Origin of the sequence: Trueperella bialowiezensis (assembly GCF_900637955.1) — a bacterium.
Taxonomy (GTDB): domain Bacteria; phylum Actinomycetota; class Actinomycetes; order Actinomycetales; family Actinomycetaceae; genus Trueperella; species Trueperella bialowiezensis.
Window position 1 is genome coordinate 819,155 of sequence record NZ_LR134476.1, and the last position, 22,296, is coordinate 841,450.

Consider the following 22,296-nt stretch of genomic DNA (forward strand, 5'->3'; position numbering starts at 1 on the left):
CGCCTTTCGTAAATTAACACTGTTATTCCTACCAATGGAGCGAGGAGATACAACATGTACAGTGCAACACTCTCGGCTGAAACCCGAGAAGCGTCACTGAAGAAAATGGCCGACGCCGAACTAGACATTCTCGTCATCGGCGGCGGCGTGACCGGCGCTGGTATAGCGTTCGACGCCGCAACACGCGGACTGAAAACCGGGATCGTGGAAGCTCAAGACTGGGCGTCCGGAACGTCGTCGCGCTCGTCAAAGCTCGTCCACGGCGGCCTGCGCTACCTTTACCAGCTGAACTTCGCGCTCGTCGCCGAATCACTGCGGGAGCGCGGTTTGCTCCTCACAAAGACGGCGCCGCACCTCGTGAAGGCACAGCCGTTCCTGTGGCCGCTCAAGATGCGCCTCATTGAACGTACGTACTCGGCGGTCGGCGTCGGCATGTATGACGCCATCGCACAAACCGCCCACCGTGGCTCAGTGCCGATCCAAAAGCATCACTCGAAGAAGGGCTCGCTGGAACTTGCCCCGGCGCTCGATCCGAAGTCACTCATCGGTTCGCTCGTGTACTACGACGCGCGGGTCGACGACGCCCGCCTCGTCGTCAACCTTGTCCGGTCTGCCGCAGAATACGGCGCTCTTGCCGCTAACCGAACCCAGGTTGTTGAGCTAATCAACGAAGGTGGGCGCGTGCGCGGGGCCAAAGTGAAAGACCTGGAAGACGGCACGATCTACGAGGTGCGTGCCAAGTCGGTCATCAATGCGACGGGTGTATGGACGGAGAAGTCGCAGTCGCTGGCCGGAACCGGCGGGGGCCTGAAAGTGCTCGCATCAAAGGGCATTCACATCGTCATCCCGAAGGATCGGATCCGCTCCAAGGTCGGTATCTTCCTGCGTACTGAAAAGTCCGTGCTTTTCATTATTCCGTGGAAGCGCTACTGGGTGATTGGCACGACGGACACGGCCTACCACGAAAACCGGCTCGAGCCCGTTGCCAACCGGGAAGATATCGAATACATCCTGGATCAGGCGAACTCGGTGCTGCGTGACAAGCTGACGAAGGACGACATCATTGGCACGTTCGCGGGGCTCCGCCCGCTGCTGCAACCCGGCACGCTCGACGGCGATGAGTCGAAGTCGACGAAGGTCTCGCGTGAACACACGGTGACGGAAGCAGCGCCCGGTCTCACGGTGATCGCTGGCGGCAAGCTGACCTCTTACAGGCAGATGGCCGAAGACGCCGTCGATTTCGCGATCAAGACCTGCCGCCTGCCCGAGCGCGAGTGCCAGACGAAGAACACGCCTCTGACGGGTGGGGCCGGCTACCACGCGATGTGGGACAACCGGGCGAACCTGGCAAAGCTGTCTGGGCTGTCGGTTGACCAGGTCGAAGACCTTCTGGATCGCTACGGCACGGAGACGGTGAAGATTCTTGACATGATCAAGGAAGATCCCGAGCTCGCTCAGCCGGTCAAGGGCATCGAACCGTACCTTCGTGCGGAGATCGTATTCGGCGTCAAGGAAGAAGGCGCCCTGCACCTTGAAGACCTGCTGGCACGCCGCACGCGCGCACAGTACGAGTTCCGGGACCGTGGCCTATCCGCCGCCGAGGAAGTTGCGGCGATTGCCGGTGACATCCTGGGCTGGGACGAGGAAACCCGCAAGGCCGAAGTTGATCAGTACCGTGCTCGCTGCGAGGCGGAAGAAGAAGCTGAAGGTATCTTCTCTGAGGCTGAAGCGCAGAAGGTGCGTGAAAAGGTTGAACCGATCACCGAGTTCGTGGATGTAGCACCAGACATCGAAGGCTAATCAAGTCGGTGCACGGCGGCGGGGCTGCTGAAGCCTTGCCGCTGACGAACTGCGAAGCGGGCGGGGGAGTTCTCTGGACTCCCCCGCCCGTTTGGGTTTCACTTTCCGTTTGGTTTTACCTTCCGCACCGTTTTCGCGGGCCGCTCAAGCTCCATTCACTCCTTAATCGGGTTGAACTGTTTTTGGAATTTGTTCTGGCCCACGGTGAAAGTGTTTCCGGTGACTGGCTGGAGAAGCTCTTGAGATTCCACCGCCTCACGCGAAACGCGTGCAAGGAACTGGCGGTCTTTTTCTTCCACAAGATAATAGGCATCCCTATTCGAAAACGCGTCTATCGATTGAAACGTGCCGAAGATGGTTCCCTCGAGCAGGAAAGCGACCCATTCAAACAAGTTCTCTGCTTTCGTCTTTACCTTCGTCCGGTTGAGCGGGTGAATCGTGGTGGCACGGGGATGGGCGGCGAGCACCGCAGCGTGAGTCTTTCTCTTTAGGATCTTCCCCTTTGGTCGAACCGGGGTTAATGAGTCGACGTCGATGGGAACACGGACCTTGGGGGTCGGCGAGACCTCTATGTTGCCGAGGAGATAGTCGACTGACACGTCGAACAGTGCAGCCATCGCCTGAATATTGACAATATCTGGGGTTCCCCGCCCTGACTCCCATTTGGACACCGCTTGGCGTGACACCGAGAGCTTTTCAGCAAGCTCGGTTTGTGACAGCCCCGCCTTAGTGCGGAGCTCTTTGATTCTTGCGCTAATCTCCATGATCTTTCACTTCCTCGGCTCATGTACTCTGCTGACGTGCTGATACGTCCAGTTAAGCAACGCCAGCCGTATGAACCAAGCTTTTTCACGACACCAATCGGCACTACCCCGCTACTCTTCGTTGACGACCAACTCTTCGGCGAAATGACGGCCTCTACTAGCAGAAGTCGCCGGCAAGAACCCACAAGTTTTCGCGGTTGGGCGTGCCAACCAACGCGATCTGGTAGTCAGGATCAAGTTTGAGCACCCAATAGTCTCCGCTGGTGAACGGAATCCACCGAATAAATTTGGGCAGGAAGTCCACTTTGAGCTTGCCGACTTCGCCGTCCACCGGGGTAGCTTCGCCGATCGCTTGTTCGGGCGCGCCGTCAATTCAGCGTATCAGTCACGTGAGTTGGATATCGACGACGGCGGAGCACCGGCAAGCGACGAGCGAGCCTGCGTGAAAGTGACGAGTGAAACCACTTGAAATTGACGAGTGGAATCGCTTGAAAGTGACGAGTAGAATGGTTTGAAATTGACGAGTGGAGGTGTCAAAGTGCAGAATCCTCAGGAAAAAGAGACTTTCAAGTATCTTCCGAGGGTGGCAGATCGCGCGCTTTCAGAAGCTCTGCAGCGCGCTGGCGCTGTTCTTATTGAAGGTCCTAAAGGGTGCGGCAAAACTGAAACCGCTAGGCGAGTTGCCGCCTCTGAGGTGCGAGTGGATACTGACCCAAATGTCGCAACTGTCATTAATCTCGACCCAAATCTCGTCTTGAATGGATCCACCCCTCGATTACTCGATGAATGGCAAGCGTACCCCGTGCTGTGGAACACCGTTCGCAGAGCGGTTGACGACCGTCGCGAGAAGGGCCAATTCATTCTTACCGGATCGACAGCTCCGGCGGAAAGCGCTGGAAGACACTCGGGAGCGGGCAGATTCGCACGCATAACCATGCAGACAATGAGCTTGTGGGAGACAGGGCACTCCAGCGGAGAAGTATCAGTAGCTGCACTACTTCAGGGAGAACCCGCCGCGGCAGAACCTTCCAGTCTGAGTGTGGAGGAATTGGCAGAACGGATAAGTCGGGGCGGCTGGCCACACTATCAGTCCCTTACCGTGTCACAGGCGTTGGCAACCAACAGGGACTATATCCGTACTATTGCCGAGGTCGATATCGCCACGCCCGATGGCCGCACTCGAAATCCAATCCGAGTCCAAGCATTGTTAAGATCGTTGGCGCGAGGCGTGGGAACAGAAATGGCAGTGACAACAATCGCCGCCGATGCAGATCTCAGCCGTGACACTGTCCGGGACTATCTTGATGCTCTGGCCAGAATATATATCGCGCAAGATCAGCCCGCATGGTCATTAAGCATGCGATCCAGAACCCCTCTACGAAAAGCTCCGAAACGCCATCTCGCGGATCCTGCGCTAGCGTTGGCTGCGCTCAACAAGGGGCCAGCTGATCTGCTGCAAAATTTCGAGTATTTCGGGCAGCTATTTGAATCGCAAGTCGTCCATGACTTGGGCGTTCTTTCCGGCGAGCAGGTTAGCCATGCCCGCTTGCAGAACGGGTTGGAGGTTGACGCAATCATTGACCACCCGGATCAACGCGGACTTTTTGAAATAAAACTGGGCGCCAGCATGGAAGTCGTGAATCGGGCAGCTGATAACTTGAAAGCTTTTTCCGCAGAGATGGGCGGCAGTAATCGACTCATCGTCGTCACCGCGGGCGGCTACTCGTATTTGCGACCAGACGGTGTGCAAGTCGTTTCGATTGGAGCGCTGGGGCCCTGAGACCAACACTCAGCTTCCCAGATTCAGAGCTGGTCTTCATATTTCTAAGGTAAACAGTAAAACGATCTCGTGAAGACCTGATCTTGCGGTTACTTCATCGGCAGGGTATGTTCGGTGCTGATAGCCCCGGATAGGTCAATGTCGCGAAACATCGATATACCCCCGGGGCTAGCGCATTTCTTTAGGTTCACTATCCAATCGAAAATTCCCATTGTGTGCGGCGCTCCTCTTCTTTCGTGATGGTATATACGGCGTTGGTACAGTGCTACTCTTCTGCGGCCTGGGCGTAGAGCTCGAAGAGATGGGCAACGATGGCGGCTTCACGTGCGGAATCATCCATTTCTGAATAGTCGACGCCGTAGGCGGCTTCCACAGCGCGGTCCAGCTGTTCGTGGGCTCGCGTGAGCTCCGGATACAGCCAGCTATTATCCGGATCGTACAGATCAGCAAGCGTAGCCTCCGGATATTCCTCGCGGGCATCCAATACTGCCTGCGCTGCGTTCTCGATTGCTTCCCGCTGCTCGGCTGTGGGATCCGGGAACACGAAATTGTTGTAAACAATCGTGTTGGCATAGCGGTAACGAAGTTCAAGACGGCCGGCTACTGCCCTCATGAAAGAGTTATGAAATTGGGAGCACATTACTCCAAAAATAAACAGGGAGTTCGAAGGAATGAAATAGAGCTGGTTTCCCGGAATCATGCCATTAGCTACAAATCCAAGTGGGATATATCGCCGGCGTTCTGAGGACACCGCGGGCACTGCGATATATGGTTCACTGCCGGCATAGCGGATCTCGTCAAATAACCACGGTGTTTCAGCTTTCTTCTGGGTGGCTTTCTTGGTAGATGCAAGTCGCATATCTCGTACGCCTTGGACACGTTCACGGAGAATAGGTGATTTAGCTATAACGGATCGCGGAGTATCAACAAGCCAGAAGCAATAACGGTCTTTGCCATTAATGAATTCCTGACCCATAGAAAAGGGACGAATCCATTCTTCAAGATCGGGTTCTGCAGCGAGTACTTGAGCTTTTTCGTCCGGGCTAAGAAGCAGAAAATTGCCTTCGGTCGGTTTTCCGCCCGCTTTCATTTCTGGAACATCACTGAGCGGTTTACCCCGGCGTTGGATAAAAACGTCAGGAGCATCGGCGAGATAGGCATTAATATGATCCACCGCGCGGCGAGTGCCAATTTCACGCGCAGAACCCGCTGCACGCTCTTCCGCCGTCGCTCGCCGGTAATCCCAAAGGTATTTTTCTGTTCGTTCCTTATGAGAGAAACCGATAATGACACAGGTTACCTGCGCTTGGTCCGTTGCTTCATTCGCCCAGGAAAACGATCGATGCGCGAAGTTGATGGAAATACCCATCTCGAAGAGCGGTTCCCACAGCGGCGCAACCTGCTGGCCTTGGCAAATCGAGTTGGTGGATACCAGTGCGGCCTCGCACTCTGTACCTTCCATGTATTCCGCGGCTTTCCGATGCCAGCAGGCCACATAATCAAGTACGCTTCCACCTTTACCGAAGATTGCGAGGCGTTCTTCTTTCTGATCTGCATTCAGCCGTGAGTATCCCAAAAACGGCGGGTTGCCAATAATGTAGTCGCATTTTTCGGGCGGAAGAATCTCAGCCCAGTCAGTACGCAGGGCATTTCCTTGAACGATATGGGCGGAATCGGATAACGGTAAATCGTCAATCAGCTGGGTCACGATCGTCTGTGCCTCGATATTCGCCTGCAGTTCGGCAATCCACATGGCCGTTGAGGCGACCGATACCGCGAAGTCGTTAATTTCGATGCCGTAGAACTGATCGAGCGAGACTTTGAGCGGCGTGATATCACCAAAAGCTAGCTCGGTCTGATCGGTGAGTTCGGAGAGCACTTTGTTTTCCAGCCGACGCAGCGAGATGTAGGTTTCCGTCAAAAAATTTCCGGAGCCGCAAGCTGGATCAAAGAAAGTAAGGCCTGCGATTTTATCGTGGAAAGCACGCAGCCGATTCTTGCGTTTCACATCCTGCCCAGCGAATTCAGTGAGGATACTTTGCAGCTCGGCGGTGAGATCATCGAGGAACAACGGATCGATCACCTTGTGAATATTTTCCGGGCTTGTGTAGTGCATCCCGCCGCTGGCACGCGTTTCCGGGTTCAGTGTGGATTCAAAAACGCCGCCAAAAATCGTGGGCGAAATTTCCGCCCAGTTCGTATCCCGCGACACCCGATTGACCAAGAGATCATAGAGTTCTTCGGTGAACAGCGGAATCTCAATCGGGCCAGATGTTCGCGAATCGAACAGCCCACCGTTGACATAGGGGAAGGCTTTCAGATCCGCACTCAGATATGGATCGCGTTCATCTTCCGGGGTGTCGAGCACCTGGAAAAGTTCAAGAAGGCGGGTGCGAACCTGATCGTGCGGGGTATTGGCAAGGAAGTAGTGGAAAGAATCTTTGGCGAAAATTCCGGCGTCTTCCGCAAACAAGCAAAACACGAGCCGCACGCACAACACGTTGAGAGAGTGTTGACTGCGTTCACTATCCGGATCGATGTACTGCTCGCGCAAACCGTGATACAGCTCGCCGATAAGAACACCGGCATCCATCGAGACCTGTTCTTCCCGGTAGCGCCGCGTGTTAGCCGGGTTGATAAGAAAATCGAGGAGATGGTACTGCTCCGGGAGCTCCTCAAGCCGGAAAGAAAGATAGTTCTCTTCCGGTTTCACCTGATCCAGATTGTGGATGCGGAATTCCTCAAAATTACAGACGATAATGTAATCCGGCCGCTGCGAATTAGGAAGCGAATTCGCATAGTTCAAAGCCTGCTCAAAAGGTGTGACCATCTGGCCCTGGCGCATTTCTGGACGGTCAAGATCGACGCCGATCGATTTCTGTTCGATCAGAGTCTTCGCATCGGGGATGATCACGTCAATAAAACCGCGCCGGGAGGTTCCTTCCTCGTAGCGCACGCCCGTGACAGTTTGATCTTCCGGCACGCCCATCACTGAACGCAGCAGATTGCCCCAGAACTGCTGAGTATCGCCCTTCTCATAGCCGCGACCACGCCACGTTTGCGCAAATGCTTGCGCATTGTGGCGCCGCTGAGTTTCGGTGAGCGTTGAACCTGTAGCCTGTGCACTCATAGCCCCATGTTAACCGCAGGCTCCGACATTAATGTGCACCGCAGGACAACGTCGTTGTACTTTATCTGCTCTCAGTGGCGGATATCCTCACCGACATCGACGTCGAAAACACCTACCGCTATGACTAGCGCGGACATCAAATATTTGCCCTAGCTTTCCTCAACGATCTCAAACACATCGGGGTCGCTTGGCAGATACAGCACATCAACCGGGCCGCGGCGCAACTTATGCATATCAACCAGTGGCACAACCTCCCGCAGGGAGCGCTGCTTAATCTCCCCGCGCTGATCTAGGAACTGAACCGTCACGTTAACTTGCGGGTTTTCGTTTTTGTACACGCCCGTCTGGCGGTAATCAACAATCTCACCCGGACTCGCCACCCCATACAGCGTGAGCTCGTGGGCTTGGCGAGCGTTCTTCACGCTGGAAAGGCCGTTGCCGCCACTAAGGATAAGGATAAATAATACGAAGACCAAGAAAATGACCGGCGGCATGAGCCAATTCGATAGCGGACACAAAAAGCGCAGCCCGACCCCCTGTCCATAAAGGTGATACTCAACCAGGAACAGGCCCACGGAATAGGCAATGTTAAACACGGCCCACCTAAGGTAGCCGACCGAGAATTTAGGCGTAAATTCAGCGGTATCTACGACGTAGGGCGGATTGTATCCGTTTTGATTAAGCCGAAGATTAATCCGGTTTCCCCGGGCGTATCTGCGCAGTTGAGGTTGCTCATCGACGACGTCGAGATCCCGCTCTATCTTGGAGCCCGCAAGGTTCTGAAAGCGCACACGCAACCTGAACTTAGGCTTGCCCTTTTCATCACCGGCCTGTATAGATCTGATAATTTCCCCGATCACGGGAACGCCCGTTTCACGCAGCTTGCGATGAGCCTTGGCCTTCCTATACGGATCGAATCCCAACATCACGAGAAACACCGTGAAAATCGTCCACATCACCACCCCGATCACGAAAAGGACAACCGCGAATTCGGTGGTGGAATACGGCCGGTCATCCATCAGGAGAAAAAATAGCGGGAATATGTAGAGGAAAAAGAAGACGAGTAACACCTCAGTGAGCCCTTCCTCTCCTCGTATCTGCGCGATGCTGTTCGCGCCGATGCGGGGAGTCTTCTGTTCATACGCGCCATACGCGCCCCTTTGGGTGACGAGCTATTTGCCCATTCTCCACTTTGTAGTACTTCCAGTTTACTCGAGCGTTCACGCTAGGACTAGACCTCGGTTCACAACTCAGCGCAGAGCGTGCAGACTACTGTTCGTAGGGCAGGAAGTCATGCTCAGTAAACTCGAGAGGCCGGCCGGTGGCGTTATCAACGGTGAGGATCTCGCCGCTTTCGGTGCCGACGATCTGCACGTCCATACCCACCGGCTTGTCGATCAGTGGCATAACGGCTGGCTCGATGAGAATGATGCTCTCCCAAGCCACTACGGCAGAATTTCGCGGATCAGCTAAGTACGCGTCCGTGTCTCGCGAAGAAAGGAAGCGCCAACCGTTATCAGCCGAATTCATGGGTTCTTCCCGGAAACACCATTTCATGCGCGCATGTCCATCAAGAATGCTTTGCGAGATAATCGAAGCGCCCAGTTTAGCGATGTTCTGCCCGCGCATCGTGGCCTGATAGCGCTGGGCTTGCGAAGCGACTGGAACGCCGTCGTCGGAAAGCTGGTCCGCAGACCGACAGCCGTTGGCTGCCGGCTGTTGCGTGCCGCTCCCAAGTTCAGGATGGTACTTGTTGAGCGCAACTCGCAGTGCCTCTCCACCGCGATCTTCAATCACCTCTCGCACTGTCAGCCCTGCCGAGTTGGGCGTATCAACATCGGTCGCCGAGGCGATCGCCTGACCAAGAAAATCCATCACAGACCCGCCCGGCGCTGAAAGACCCCGGCTAACAAGCGAAAACAGCGCAGAATTATTCCATCGACTCTCGCGGTGTTCGAGTGATGTGCCTCGTTTCATCAAGGCGAGTCCGAGGTCACCGGCTTCTGGCGCGTCCATGAGTCGAGGTGCCAGGAGGTGAAACTCGTTATTGCCGGCATAATCAACGACGTTAACCGGCGCGCCGGCGTCGAGCATGTCGCAGGCCAGTTCAAAGTGGCGCCCGGCAATGGCATAGCGAAGGATGCTCGACCCACCACTTGTGCGAGCGGCAGCAATCTGCTCGAAATTCTTCCCCTCGCTGGCAAGCTTGGCCTCAAAATCAACGCGGCTACCCTCTGTGAGCACCGTGTAGTAATCAGCATTATGAATGTCGACCATCGTTTTGCTCTTTCGTTGCTACCACGGACTGAAGATTCGGATAAGTTCACATACGAGACTCAGTAGTGTGTAATTGAAGGCAGTTAGAGCCCCAGTGCCGATAGTGGGAAAGTGACGCATCCTGATCCCAAGTTCGCGATCGGACCGGTTCCGGTGATAACGGCACTGAATGCGGGAGCGGGACGGTCGATCTGCTTGATCGCCTTCTGGAGACTTTCGTAGCCAGTCTGAATCTGGCCGGCACCAAGTTTGACTTCGATCGCTGCCCAGCTATCGCCCGGCAGCTCAATGACGACGTCGATCTCGTGCCCATTAGAGTCGCGGTAGTGGGATACCTGGCCGTTGACTTCCTGCGCATAAACACGCAGATCATGGGTTACGGCCGATTCAAACAGAAACCCTAACGTTCTCGTGTCAGCTAACAAGTCAGCGCTTTCAGCACCAAGCAGTCGAGCCGCCAGACTTGGGTCAGCTAGATGATATTTCGCTGATTGCCTCAGCCTAGCCTTCGAACGTAAAGCAGTTGCCATTGCTGGTTGACGCTCAACAACAAATAGCCTTTCAAACAACTGCAAGAAATGACTGATTGTTTCGGGGGCTGGGCTCGACAATGTGGCGCTAATGTCTTTGCGTAACGTTGGGACGCTGACCTCGGTAGAAATATTACGCGCCAATGAAATCAGCAGGGTCTTCAGCACAATCGGTTCGCGTCGGATCTCCGCCAACCGGTGAACATCAACTTCGATGATGTTATTGATGTACTCGTCAAGAAGAGCATTTGTGGCTTCTCGAGGCATCGAAATTAAACCCGGAAAACCTGGAGTCAGCAACAGATCGACCACATCATCCAACGTGGGTCTGGCCAAATCTGCGGCCACTTCGGGTTCAGAAAGCAGATTCCGAAACGAGACCTGAGGCTGCAGCCCTGCCTTTTCTGCCCACGTCATGGTGTACTGGCGAATGCGAGCAAATCTGCCAGCGCCCGTGTGCCGCCGCACGTCGTCGGTTGGAGTTGCAGATCCGGCTAAAATGAATTGACCAGGCGTTCGGCCAAAGTCAACTTCTCTACGGACCATATTCCAAATCTGAGGGTATAACTGCCACTCGTCCAATAACCGAGGCCGTTCACCATTCAATAATTGCCGGAGGTCAATCTCGGCCAGAAGCGCGGTATCTGGGTCGTCAAAAAACACGGTGGACTGGGCAAATTGCATCCCCGTCGTCGTCTTCCCACTGGCGCGCGGCCCCTCAATGACCACTGCTCCCACGGATTTCAGCAGCCGACTGAGCCGCTGATCTATAACTCTAGGTAAGTAATCATCACTCATTGGTTGACGGACTTCCACATCCCGACCGTATCAAGTAAAACGGCTGGCAACAAGCTCTAGACCGTGATTTGCAGCGTGTCTAGACCGTGATTTGCAGCGTGTCTAGACCGTGATTTGCAGGATACCTAGACTGCATTTTGCAGGCACTTGCTGCGTCCAGAGCTTTCTTCCAGCCCAAAACCAACACCAAATAACCTATAGTCCCTGATTGAGAGGTTGTTTAACGGTTGTAGATCGCATCTCTTCGACCGATTGAGAAGACTTCAATCGTGATGATGTCGTCGTGGATGAGTGCAAGGATTCGATACGAGCCAACGCGGTAACGCCACTCGCCCGAGCGATTAGCGGTCAACCCTTTGCCGAAGGCACGCGGATCAGCGCATCCATCGAGGTTGTTCTTAATCCATGTTGCAAGAATCCTCGCATCGAACCGATGCATCTTCTTCAATTGTTTGCGCGCACGCGCAGTAAGCTCAACACGCCACACAACGTTCCGCGATTCCGTCATGAAAGCTCAGACAGGACCTCGTCAATGCTGAATCGTTCACCATTATCTTGAGCGATTGCCTCACGTAGCTCTTGAAGATCGTAGGCGTCCTCAATTTTCTCCAAAATCGCATTACGAACGAAGTCGGAAATCGTCACACCCTCGAACTGTGCGAACCTGCGCACTAGTTCCGCATCCTGCTCGCTCATACGGACAGTCATCGTGGCCATAACGTTCCTCCCCAACCTCTCCGCTTGAATACATCGTATTCACCAGCTAGTTGCTTCGCAAGAGAGAAAACAAAAAGACGCCCACCGTACATCAAAGTGAGCGTCCTAGTGGTGGAGCTAAGGGTGTGTGATTTCACGACATCGTTCCGGGGGTACACGTTCACTTCCTGGGGTACCAAATCCGGCGAATTGTCTACCCCAGGAACGAAACAGGTACCCCGGGAATACGTTGTACTGCTCCCCGTTTGTCCCTTAACCCTCAGCATCTCGTGGTGGGAGGGCTCGGGTCTTGGTTGCGGGGATACTTCACCGAGTCCGCGTAAGACATGACCTAGCGTAATCTCATTGCCAAAACAGCCGAAAACGGCCCTTTTCTCATGTGCTACACGGAGTGGGCCGAGTATAGGTCCTGCCGCAGGCACTCCTGCCTACTCGTCACGGTTAAGCTTCATGGCGCGTTCTTGCTTTTATAGCAACGAAAACGGATGCGGCAGCCCTCGAGTCTGGATTTATTGCTGTGGTAGCAATAGTGCGTGGAAAGAACTGTTAGAAGGGTCGGATAAGCGTTCTTTGTACGTGAGATCGGGCGAGCCATCACCGTGTCGGCTCGCCAGCCCGAAGCGAAACGATCTCGTGAGACTTCACCGGAACGATGTCGCGAGACATCACATGGTGGAGCTAAGGGGATTCGAACCCCTGACCTTTTCATTGCGAACGAAACGCGCTACCAACTGCGCCATAGCCCCAATGCGTACGATCTTAACAAACAGATCCCCACGAATACCCACTTAGTTTTCGTCTACTGCGTCACGATCACTCACACGGCAGATCGTCGCAACGCCAGCATGACGAACGGGCACATACACTACCCGCCTAGAGTTCGTGCTCCCCAACAAATCGCGTGATGTGAGCAGCAAACGCCGCCGGGGCGTATGTGAACCAGTCCCACTCAGCTTCGGGCACCAACGTAAAATCCCATCCGGCAGCACGCAACTGCCGTGAATCCGCGCGGCTCGGCCGATCATTCTCTGCGGCCAGTACTCGTTTCGGAACGGTCACCTCAGCAGCTTGCTCACGCACATCCACGCCCTTAAGTGCTGCCAGATAATCTCGCGTTTGCTCGCGGGTCGCTCCGCCATTCTTTCCAAAACGGCTCGCAGCCCGCATCGCGACGACATCAGCACCACGCAAATAGAGCCGCGGCCCAGAGACCACGAGGCCACCAACACGTTCCGGAAAGTCCAGCGCATAACGAATCGCCACAATCGCACCGGCACCCTCGGCCACCACAACAACCGGCTCCCCGATCCCGAGCTGGGCAAGGTCCTGATTGATCTGAGCAGCCAATTCACCAGCAGGTATACCCTCAACACCAGGCGAGCCCGCGCCGCTCACCCCACCACCAGCAGCACGCGCAAAGAAATTCGGGGCCACAACTGCCCAGTGCGCAGGTCGGTTATCGGCCACGTCCCGCCATGATTGCGGGCTGGTCGCATGCCCGTGCACGAACGCAACGGTAGTCATTAGGCGCGACGACGATCCAGCAGCGCATCCAAGGTCGAACCGCCACCAAGCACGTCCTGCCGCAGTTCTTCCGCACCAGTCATCTCGGATGCAGAATGCGCGGCCTGCACCGGTTCGCCGCCCATACGTTCGCCAACTCGTTTCGGCCGGTAGGGCACGTCGGCTTCCGCGGCTGCGGGCGCCTCGTATGGCTTCACCACACGGCGTTGGATTTCGGGCTTCAGGGTGTACGACGGCGCCTGCGCGCGGCTATCCGTATCAACACTCGCCGCGGGAACATGCGCGGCGGGCCGCACCTTCGGCTCTTCGCGTTCAACTTGCTTGTGCCTGACCTGCGTACGCTCCTGGCTAGCCTGCACGTTATCCACATCGGCCTGCACGCCCGCGGGTTCCACCTGCTTGTTCTTCAGATCGCTCGGCGCCTCAACACGTTGTTCACCGGATTCCACACCACGATCACGGCTCTCCACACGCTCAGCTTTCCGCGCGACCACTGCACGTTCGGCGTCGTCGGCCTTGAAACGCTTGCGCTGACGCGCCTTGACAGAACGGAGCGCCTGGTTAGCGCGCGAGATCCGCTGGGAATCTTCCTCGTCGAGTTTCGACCATTGAGAAACCGCCATACCAGCCCCCACGAGGTACAGGCCATCCAGGGCGGTCAGCGCGATCGCGAATCCCGCCGGGAAGGACGTCGCCACAGCCAAGATCCACACCACGACAGTAATGGCGATGAGCACCGCAGCACCAAACAGCACCCGCTGCCGGGCCGCGTTGCGCTGTGCGATTCGCGCCCGAGCCCGCGCACGATCTCGAGCAACGGCACGCATCTTCGCGGCGTCAGGGCCACGTTTGCCACGCTGTTGAGGTGTGCTCATCGTTCGCTCCATCGTAAAAATTCTTCCGTGTTCGCCGCTCGTCTTGCGTAGCGTGCGCCCGGTGATGATCCGCATGTCTTCGGAGTATTTGTCACCGATCGGCGCGTCCGCGAGAACGGCGCGACTGCGGGCTATATGAGGGATGACGTATGCCAAAAGGAGAAGTACGCCTATGGCAAGAACCGCCCCCTCAATTCCCATACCTCCAAGTTACGACGACGGCGGGGTTTCGCGAAGATTTACCGCTGGCGTGTTGCCGTTTTCCGCGTGTTTACGCGGATTGCCGCGAAAGAAATTCCGGCATTAGTCACAGCGTTCACGCCGTTAACATGTGATGTTGCAAACGACGCCTCCGACCGCACGCAGCTGTTACTCGCAACTACGCGTTGAGCACGATGCACTCAAGCGTATCGCCGACTTGCACGGCTCGTTGCTGTTCGGGAACCACCGCCAAGCAGTTCGCCTCCGCGAGCGCCTTGAGCAATGGCCGCCCGGGGTCTCCGAGGGCTTCTACTCTGTAGCCCTCGTGCGGATTTCCCACTACCCGCCCGCGCACGAACTCCCGCGTATCCGCAGGCGATTCCCACTTGTTTTGCACGGCAGCCGTGATCGATCGGCGATGAATGGTGGAGTATCCGGCCATGTGGCGTAGTGCTGGGCGGATGAAGACTTCGAAGGCTGTCATCGCTGCAACTGGGGATCCGGGCAGGCAGAACACCGTGGTGTCTTCTTCAATTTTGCCGACGCCGAGCTGGCGGCCTGGCGCCATCGCCACGTTGTCGAACCGTACAGTGCCCAGCGGTGAGAGGACTTCTTTGAGGGTGTCTCCCCCGCCGTATGAGAGTCCGCCGGTGGTGATGATGATGTCGGCGCGTACCAGTTGGTCTTCGAGCATTTCGCGTAGTTCGCGCTTGTCGTCGGACACCGCGCCTACTCGGAATACTTGCCCTCCGGCGTCGCGAACGGCGCTGGCGAGCGCGTGCGAGTTGGCGTCGTAAATTTTGCCGACGGCGGCGGGCATGCCGGGTTCTTGAATTTCGTCGCCGATTGACATGATGACCACTCGCGGCGCCGGATGCACCAAGACTGTGGAGTGGCCGGCAGATGCCAGCACCGCGATTTGGCGAGATCCGATACGTACGCCGGCGCGCAACAGTACCTCGCCGGCAGCAAAATCTTCGGCCTGCGCCCGCACGTTCTCCCCAGCTTCCGCACCAGCAAAAATTTTTACCTTGGCTCGGCCTTGGTCGGTGTCTTCGATGGGGATCACGGCCTCCGTGTCGGTCGGCAGCGTAGCACCCGACGAGATCCGCACAGTCGCCCCGGCCACGAGGCTGGAGGGATCAACCGTGTCAGCACGCACTTCCTCAACCACCGGCAGTTCTACCGGGGTGTCCCGGCTGGCTCCAGCGACGTCGGCGATCCGCACCGCATAGCCGTCGCGCGCTGCAAGATTGCCTTGCGGCACGTCAACGAGCGAGCGGACGTCTTCTGCGAGCACGCATCCTACGGCGTCCGAGAGTGCCACGGTGAACGGCGGTAATGGCTTGGCCACGGCCAGGCACTCTTCGAGGTGTTCGGCTACAGACTTCATTGGGCCTCCCTAGACTTGCAAGCTAGTTTACTAGCTGTGAAAGGTGGAGGCATTGAGCAACGGTTACATGAGAGAATGGCACCATGACAATTTCTTCGTTGACCCTTCCCGATATCTCCCAGTTGGAGGTTGAGGAAGGCAAGCAGGTGCTTCGTTCCGCGATCCGCGCTCACCGCAAACAGCGGGGACGGAAGATGCTGCACACGTATTCGCAGCAGTGGGTGGACACGGTTCTTCGTTTTGTTGGCGATCGCACGATTGTTGCCTGCTATGTGTCCGTGAATCAGGAGCCGCCGACTCGCGAGGTCATTGACGCCCTGTGCCGTGCCGGAAAGCGCGTGTTGCTTCCCAAGCTTGGGCCGGGGCTGACTCGCGCATGGGGTTTTTATGGTTTGGGTGACGAGCTTGTGGAGTTGGCGCCCGGTCGGCCGCCGGAGCCTGCGAGTGCGGCGTTGCAGTCGAACGTGTTGGATACCGTGGAGGCGCTGGTGATTCCGGCGTTGGCGGTTTCCTGGCGCGGAGCCCGGCTTGGCCAGGGCGGGGGCTGGTACGATCGCGCGCTCAAGCAAGTCAGCCCGGACGCGCTGATTGGCGCGATGGTCTATCCGGAAGAGTACATTTCTGAAAATATTCCGCAGGACGAAATGGACGTCTCTATCCCCTACGTCATTCATCCGACGCGCATTGAGATGACCGCCGCGGCCGACGAAAGTTGTCCACAGTTCGATTAACGACGCCGTCTTCCACAGCCCACGTTCGACGCTCGCCTGGCGTGTAGTGTGCGTTTCATAATCGGAGCATGACACTTTTAACCCGATCCTCAGCACGAACTGGTCACAACCTGAAAGGTAATTCTGACCCGCCGGCTACCTCGGCGCCTGCAGATTCTTCGCAGCGGCGAGGCAAGGCACGAGTCTTTGGGAGGCGGTCCCCCGAGTCGCGCACAGCACCTCGCACGGCCCGTTCCACCGCGTTGCGCGCCGTGTTGTGGCGGTGGCGGTGGGTTGGTGTGGCACTGTTCGCCGTCGTCGTGATTCACATGCTCATGCCAACACCGGCCGAGGCGCCGTCGTTTCCGATGGTGGTCACAACCCGGCAGATTGAGAGCGGTGAACGGTTAGAGGCAGACGACGTGGCGTTGCGCCACAATGTTGATGAACTTCCCGGGGCCGTGCCGGATCCGGGCGATGTGATTGGCGAATACCTTGTGGGGCCGTTGCCGGAAGGTGCACCCGTGTTGAGTACCCACTTGTTGACCTCCGAGTTTTTGGAAAACTCGCCGGCAGGCACGGTGATCGCACCCGTGACGATCGTGGACACCGGCGGTAACGCGCTCCTCCAACCCGGAGTCCACGTCGACTTGTACGCCATGCCCGACGAATTCACTGACAGCCACGACGCCGTTCTGCTTGCACCTGCCGTCCGAGTCGCTGGGATAGCGACGGAGAAGGGAACGTCCAACCTGCTTGCCACAACGGAAGACGTCCACGTGTTCTACCTCGAGATTCCCGACTCGGCGATCGACCAAGTGCTGGGAGCCAGCGCGCGTTCGCCGCTATACGCGGTGCTGTCCGGGCCGCGCTCCTAGCCGTTACAGATTGCCGAAATGTGGCGGGACCTCGTCGAGAATGTCGCGGTCGCGAGCACTCAACGTGCTACTCGACCGGCTGCGGCGTTTCTGGGAACTTGTGGGCTGCGCACCTCGGCCTTTAGCGCTTGGTGCGGGTGCGTCGCTCGCGTGCAAGACTTCCTCCACCGACTCGAACTCACCCGACTCGATGCGCCGCGCATCCACATCCGACACCATGACAACCCTGCGCGATCCTCGCCTTCGCACCGGTTTTCCAACAGCACGCACGGCCTCGTCCATCGCGCCGCCAGGCTTACTATCGCTCAAGGTCGCCCTCAATAAACGGATCATCGTCCCCCAGATCAAGCCCGTCCTCGACCTCAGCAACGATCTCATAGTCGACTTCCTCGGGCTGAGACTCGGGTTCTGGAGCTGGCTCCGGCTCTGGCTCAGCGATCAGCTCGGGTGCCGGTTCTGGATCTGGGTCAGCAGCGGGTTCAGGCTCAGCTTCCGGTTCAGCAACAGGCTCCGGCTCCGGTTCAAGCACAGACTCCGACTCGGGCTCCGGTTCGGCCACAGGATCAGGCTCAGCAATGGGCTCCGGCGCCTGCTTTGGCTCCGGTTCAGGTTCAGCCACAGGCTCTGGCTCTGCAACCGGAACGGCTGCTGTTTGCTCCGGAGTCGGGGCTACGGACACGCCAATCAAACCGGTACGCCGTGCCACGTTCCGCAAGATCACATCAATTTGTTCACCTCGGCGCTCGATGCCCAGCTCTGCGCGCAAGGCGGAAACTAGCTCGTCTTCGTCGCGCACCTGACCATCCGAAGCGATCCACGCGATCATGTCATCCAACTGGTCATCGGTATAAGCTGCCAGGCTCAACCCGGGCACGATCTGCGGACGCTCACCGCGCGGGCGCAGCTGATTGCCCACCCGACCAGTCGCATCAGGCTCTTGAGCCGGCACCGAATCAGCCCACTCGTCGGCGCTAAGGATCGGCACCTTCACCTCATCGCGCTGCGGCGCAAACCGCTCCTCCAACAGCTTCTCGATGGCAGCCGCTTCACCGGCAGGATCAATAAACAACGAACTGGAGAAGGTCTGGAACACAGACCAGCCACGAGCCTCCAACGCTTGAACCCAGAACCGATCCCTGCGCCGCAGCGACCGTTCGGCCACATAGTCGGCGTCATCAAGCAGCACGGCCACGGCATATTCATCATCACGGCCCGCAACAAGAGAGATCGCCGGGGAATCCTCATAGCCGTACGAGGCGCGCGTCGACCATCCCTTCGCCTCCAACCGCTGCGCGATATCAGCGAGAAGCGGGGCGACGTCGTCGTCGAAACGAACCCGCACGTCATCACCGCCACCCGCGCCCTCAATAAGCCTGGACAGCAGGCGCGGACCAGGAGTCGACACCCGGCGCATGTCAATATCGCCCGGGCCAAGCGCGGAAATAATCGTCAACTCCGAACCGGCCGCCGAAATCGCGTCGATCAAACCGGCAAGGCCGGCATCGGTGGCAAGCTCGCCAAACGAATGCAACACGCGCCCGTGAACCGTCTTACCGTAGCCAACCGAAAGGATCACGTGGTCGCGCTTCAAACCGGCAGCACGCGTAATATCCGTGATCACAAAATTCGCCAGCCGCTCGATATCCGACGACTGCGCCGCATTAATCGCCTCCCGCACGCGCTGCGCATGCGTGACCGACAGCGTGACCACGGCGAGCGTCTCATCCGGACGGTTCATCGCATGCTCAAGTACGGCGTCAACGACGGCGTCAACCTCAACCTGCGTCGACTCCACCGTGCCAGCCCGGAAACTACCGGGCACCCCGCGCCCATCAACATAAATCAGCCTCGACTGGCGCGACTCACGCACCGGCACAATCGCGGCCAAGTCGTAGCCGATTTCCTTCAACGCCGCAGTCGACAACGCGTCATGCTCCGCCTGGAACGTTGGAAGCTCGGCCACAGGCAACACCTGCTCGAACTCATTGATCGCCTGGGCGCCCGGGCGGCGCAAATCGCCCACCACAACCGCCTGCCGGCCACGCATCATCGGCGAAATCACGCTCGCCACACAATCCGTTGGCTCAACGATCACCAAGTCCGCCCACGGCATCGGGGGCACAAACTTCGCCAACACTGTTGGAGGCACCACCCACACCGGGCGGGCCGTCTGCACCAGACGCGGATGAGTAGCAATCGCGTCACGAAGCCCGCTCGTCGTATTGTGAGCAAGCGCAGAATCAAGATTCAACGTATCCTGCCGGCGCGCCTGCATCGCCAGCCGCGAATTATTCACCACCGCACGCAACACGGGCCCTGCCAACGACTCCGTATGTGCCTCGTCAAGCCTGCGCAGATCCGCGAGCAACTCAGCCAGATCACGCGGCCCACACGCCGCGAGAGTCGGCGACTTACTAATCATCCGCTCAAACAGCGCCGAACTATAGGCGAGCTCCAGTTCAGCAGAAATACGCTCGGGTGCGACGCCGCGCGCAACGACGTCGTCAAGGAACTCCCCAAAACCACGGTCACGCAGGCTTCCCAACACCTTGTTACGCGCCGGGAGCCGATCCATGTGATCGGCGTCGGCTGCAAGGGCTGCCAGCCGCTGCTCCAGCTCGTCAAACTCCATGTCGAAGAACGGCTCACCCGCCAAATGGCCCATGAGCGACTCGAGGTCACGCTGAACCTCGGCGCGCGTCGACCGGATCTGCGCCATACCATCCGGCAGAGTCGGCCAGCCGCCCTCCTGCGAATACCGTTTCCAAATCTCCCGGCGCTTTTGCACCTTGAGCAGCTCTTCATGCAAATTCGCAGTCGACTCCCCCGGACGCACCAGATCAAGAGCCTGCTTCTTGTAACGACGCCGATCCGACATCTTCATCGTATGCCCATGCGAATCACGCCACTCCCGCGGCGCACACGCAATCGCCATGTTCATCGGCGAACTTTCAAACACGCGTGGCAAGAACGTGTCAAGCGACTCGGCAATCCCGTCCAACACGTCAATCTGCTCAAACCACTGCGCGAGCGTGGTCGGCTGCTTCATCGACGTCTCACCGGCAGACCGCGACGACTGACTAATCGCCGCGGGAACCGTGATGTCCTTCAAACGGTTCACAGCCTCAAGCGCCTGCACACCCTCATCCGCGTCCGCAATAGTTGAACGTGCCCACGCAGACGTAGAAATACCCGGATCAAAAGCACCCAACTGGGCGGCTTCAGCGAAATCGGCACGGACGACGTCGTAGCCCTCACCTTTCATCGCCTCGATCGCCCGCGCTTCCAGACGCACGCGCGTACGCGGCGGTTCTTCCTGACTGGTCAGCTCCGCCAACTTCTCCAACAACCCGTGAACGGACACGCCCCACTCGTCGTCCTGCGTATGCAAGTCATCAACAAACGTTTCGAGCATGCGGCGGGTGTCCACCAGTTTCCCGCGCAACGCCAACGTTTCCTCTTCAGGCAACTCCGGACGCTCCAAACGCATGCCCGTCCGCAGGCGGCGCGCCACCTCGTCCACCCTCGAAAAATCGAGCACGAGATCGCCCAAGCCCAAGCGCTCGAGCTCATCAATAAGCTGCCGGCCGGCCGACAACCGCGGTGGCACCACAATAACCGACCTGTTCGACGCGGCCGCATCAGCACAAATCGACGCGATCGTCTGAACCTTATGCGACCCCGGCGGGCAATCCAACACGATCGACCGGCCCGACGCCACCGCCTCCACAGCATTCAATTCTTGGACGTCAAGATCACCCGCGCCGCGCTCCACTTCCGGCGCGCGATCCTCATCCCCACCCGGAGGCAACGGCGCCGCCGACAGCTTGCGCGTCTGCTCGTCTCTCGCGAGCGCCATCATAATCCCCGACGTGCGAATATAAGGCTCCATCGCCTCCAAATCGGCAAGCATGACCCGTTCGGCACGCTCAAAACACCCGAGCTGCACGGAATACTCGTGCGCAAAACCCGGCAGGTGCGTGCGAGCCAACGCAACGACGGCGGCATACACGTCTTCCACACGTTGCGCACTTTGCGCGTCCTGGCGTAGCTGCGCAAGCTCGTCGGCTGTAGCGCCGCTTTCCCGCAACGCGTTCAGCACCACCGGATTAATCTCGGTGCCACTGCCCTGCTGGATGACGGCGTCGTCATCAGCAAACTTAATCGTGACCGCACGGAAAATCGCGTAATCGGTCACCTCGGTGGCTTGACGCAACTCGCGTTCCGATGTCGTGCCACCACCCTGTTCGGCTGCGCTGGTTTCACTTGGCGCGGGCTCGCTGGAAGCCGGTGGCGCATCATCAGCCAAATCCACCATCGGGATCTCGCTCGTCATCTGCGTAGAATCAACATTCGCAGGCAGCGTTGCCCCGTCTTCATCAGGCAACTGCGTCCACGTCAACCGGCCAATCGCGAGCGACGCCGGAGCATGACCATGCGCCTCCGCGATCCGCTGCATCGTTAAACGAAGTCGGCGCACGTTCGTCAACGCACGCTGCTGAGCAAACTGCTCCCGCACAAGCGACGTAATCCGCACCGGCGAACCTGCCGCCAACTGGGCAGAACCAGTCGGATGCGGATGAGTAAGATCAATAATTCCGCGAGCCGCATCATCGACGTCGTCGTCAGCCTCACGAACCTTACGAGCCAACTCCCTATGCCATCCCTGGTAGGCGTCGCTAATCAGATCCTCCCTGGACCGCGACGGTTCAGGAGCTGGCACAGACTGCTCCTCCACGTGTGAACCGTTCGCACCATTTTCCGTATCGACGGCGTTCGCGGGCGACGGCGCAACCTCCGGCGAATCCGCTGAGACCGGAGGCGAGGACTGTTTTCTGCGTCTAAAGAAAGGGCTCACGTCTTAACCGTACCGAGAACCGGACGCCGAAAGGTGCAAGCGCGCCGCACACAATCACACC

The 22,296-nt window shown here is 57.8% G+C and carries 17 protein-coding genes and 1 tRNA gene; 4 read left to right on the forward strand and 14 right to left on the reverse strand.

Annotated features, from left to right (window positions below):
- Positions 1–54 precede the first annotated feature (54 nt).
- Entirely contained in the window at positions 55–1,800 is a 1,746-nt protein-coding gene (locus tag EL234_RS03790) for a glycerol-3-phosphate dehydrogenase/oxidase (RefSeq protein WP_126416216.1), read from the forward strand.
- A gap of 155 nt (positions 1,801–1,955) precedes the next feature.
- On the opposite strand, the gene EL234_RS03795 is transcribed toward EL234_RS03790, so the two are convergent.
- Complete coding sequence (locus EL234_RS03795; RefSeq protein ID WP_126416217.1) at positions 1,956–2,564, reverse strand: helix-turn-helix domain-containing protein; 609 nt, start codon at positions 2,562–2,564, stop codon at positions 1,956–1,958.
- A gap of 157 nt (positions 2,565–2,721) precedes the next feature.
- Positions 2,722–2,937: a lipocalin family protein gene (locus EL234_RS03800; protein WP_126416218.1), complete on the reverse strand. Its 216-nt coding sequence runs from the start codon at positions 2,935–2,937 to the stop codon at positions 2,722–2,724.
- Between the two features lie 165 nt (positions 2,938–3,102).
- Here EL234_RS03800 and EL234_RS03805 point away from each other — a divergent pair, with 165 nt between their 5' ends.
- Entirely contained in the window at positions 3,103–4,344 is a 1,242-nt protein-coding gene (locus EL234_RS03805) for an ATP-binding protein (RefSeq protein WP_241969084.1), read from the forward strand.
- Positions 4,345–4,609: 265 nt separating this feature from the next.
- Here EL234_RS03805 and EL234_RS03810 read toward each other — a convergent pair whose 3' ends face one another.
- From EL234_RS03810 to EL234_RS03855, 10 genes are all read right to left on the reverse strand, one after another.
- On the reverse strand, positions 4,610–7,474 hold the full coding sequence (locus EL234_RS03810) for a DNA methyltransferase (protein WP_126416219.1): 2,865 nt from the start codon (positions 7,472–7,474) through the stop codon (positions 4,610–4,612).
- Between the two features lie 149 nt (positions 7,475–7,623).
- Positions 7,624–8,544 (reverse strand): DUF3592 domain-containing protein, encoded by a 921-nt coding sequence (locus EL234_RS03815; protein WP_126416220.1) that lies wholly within the window; start codon positions 8,542–8,544, stop codon positions 7,624–7,626.
- 199 nt (positions 8,545–8,743) lie between these two features.
- Complete coding sequence (locus EL234_RS03820) at positions 8,744–9,751, reverse strand: immunity protein Imm33 domain-containing protein (RefSeq protein WP_126416221.1); 1,008 nt, start codon at positions 9,749–9,751, stop codon at positions 8,744–8,746.
- An 83-nt stretch (positions 9,752–9,834) separates the two neighbouring features.
- A complete protein-coding gene (locus EL234_RS03825; protein WP_197718461.1) occupies positions 9,835–11,079 on the reverse strand; it encodes an ATP-binding protein in 1,245 nt (414 codons plus the stop codon).
- A 220-nt stretch (positions 11,080–11,299) separates the two neighbouring features.
- Positions 11,300–11,587, reverse strand: coding sequence for a type II toxin-antitoxin system RelE family toxin (locus EL234_RS03830; RefSeq protein ID WP_126416223.1), 288 nt, complete (start codon positions 11,585–11,587; stop codon positions 11,300–11,302).
- Complete coding sequence (relB, locus tag EL234_RS03835; RefSeq protein WP_126416224.1) at positions 11,584–11,796, reverse strand: type II toxin-antitoxin system RelB family antitoxin; 213 nt, start codon at positions 11,794–11,796, stop codon at positions 11,584–11,586. Before relB ends, EL234_RS03830 begins: the two co-directional genes overlap by 4 nt.
- A gap of 670 nt (positions 11,797–12,466) precedes the next feature.
- A tRNA-Ala gene (locus tag EL234_RS03840) sits at positions 12,467–12,542 on the reverse strand.
- Positions 12,543–12,669: 127 nt separating this feature from the next.
- The gene (locus EL234_RS03845) at positions 12,670–13,320 is read right to left on the reverse strand and encodes an alpha/beta fold hydrolase (RefSeq protein ID WP_126416225.1); all 651 of its coding nucleotides are present in this window, start codon (positions 13,318–13,320) and stop codon (positions 12,670–12,672) included.
- Positions 13,320–14,396, reverse strand: coding sequence for a DUF6667 domain-containing protein (locus EL234_RS03850; protein WP_126416226.1), 1,077 nt, complete (start codon positions 14,394–14,396; stop codon positions 13,320–13,322). Before EL234_RS03850 ends, EL234_RS03845 begins: the two co-directional genes overlap by 1 nt.
- Positions 14,397–14,574: 178 nt before the next feature.
- Positions 14,575–15,789, reverse strand: a complete 1,215-nt coding sequence (locus tag EL234_RS03855) for a molybdopterin molybdotransferase MoeA (RefSeq protein ID WP_126416227.1) — start codon at positions 15,787–15,789, stop codon at positions 14,575–14,577.
- An 83-nt stretch (positions 15,790–15,872) separates the two neighbouring features.
- On the opposite strand from EL234_RS03855, the gene EL234_RS03860 reads away from it, so the two are divergent.
- Both EL234_RS03860 and EL234_RS03865 read left to right on the forward strand, forming a co-directional pair.
- Positions 15,873–16,520, forward strand: a complete 648-nt coding sequence (locus EL234_RS03860) for a 5-formyltetrahydrofolate cyclo-ligase (protein ID WP_126416228.1) — start codon at positions 15,873–15,875, stop codon at positions 16,518–16,520.
- A gap of 68 nt (positions 16,521–16,588) precedes the next feature.
- On the forward strand, positions 16,589–17,377 hold the full coding sequence (locus EL234_RS03865) for an SAF domain-containing protein (protein WP_126416229.1): 789 nt from the start codon (positions 16,589–16,591) through the stop codon (positions 17,375–17,377).
- A 3-nt stretch (positions 17,378–17,380) separates the two neighbouring features.
- Here EL234_RS03865 and EL234_RS03870 read toward each other — a convergent pair whose 3' ends face one another.
- Both EL234_RS03870 and EL234_RS09395 read right to left on the reverse strand, forming a co-directional pair.
- Positions 17,381–17,686: a hypothetical protein gene (locus EL234_RS03870; protein ID WP_126416230.1), complete on the reverse strand. Its 306-nt coding sequence runs from the start codon at positions 17,684–17,686 to the stop codon at positions 17,381–17,383.
- Entirely contained in the window at positions 17,676–22,235 is a 4,560-nt protein-coding gene (locus EL234_RS09395; protein ID WP_126416231.1) for a hypothetical protein, read from the reverse strand. The genes EL234_RS03870 and EL234_RS09395 overlap by 11 nt, the downstream gene beginning before the upstream one ends.
- Between the last annotated feature and the right edge of the window lie 61 nt (positions 22,236–22,296).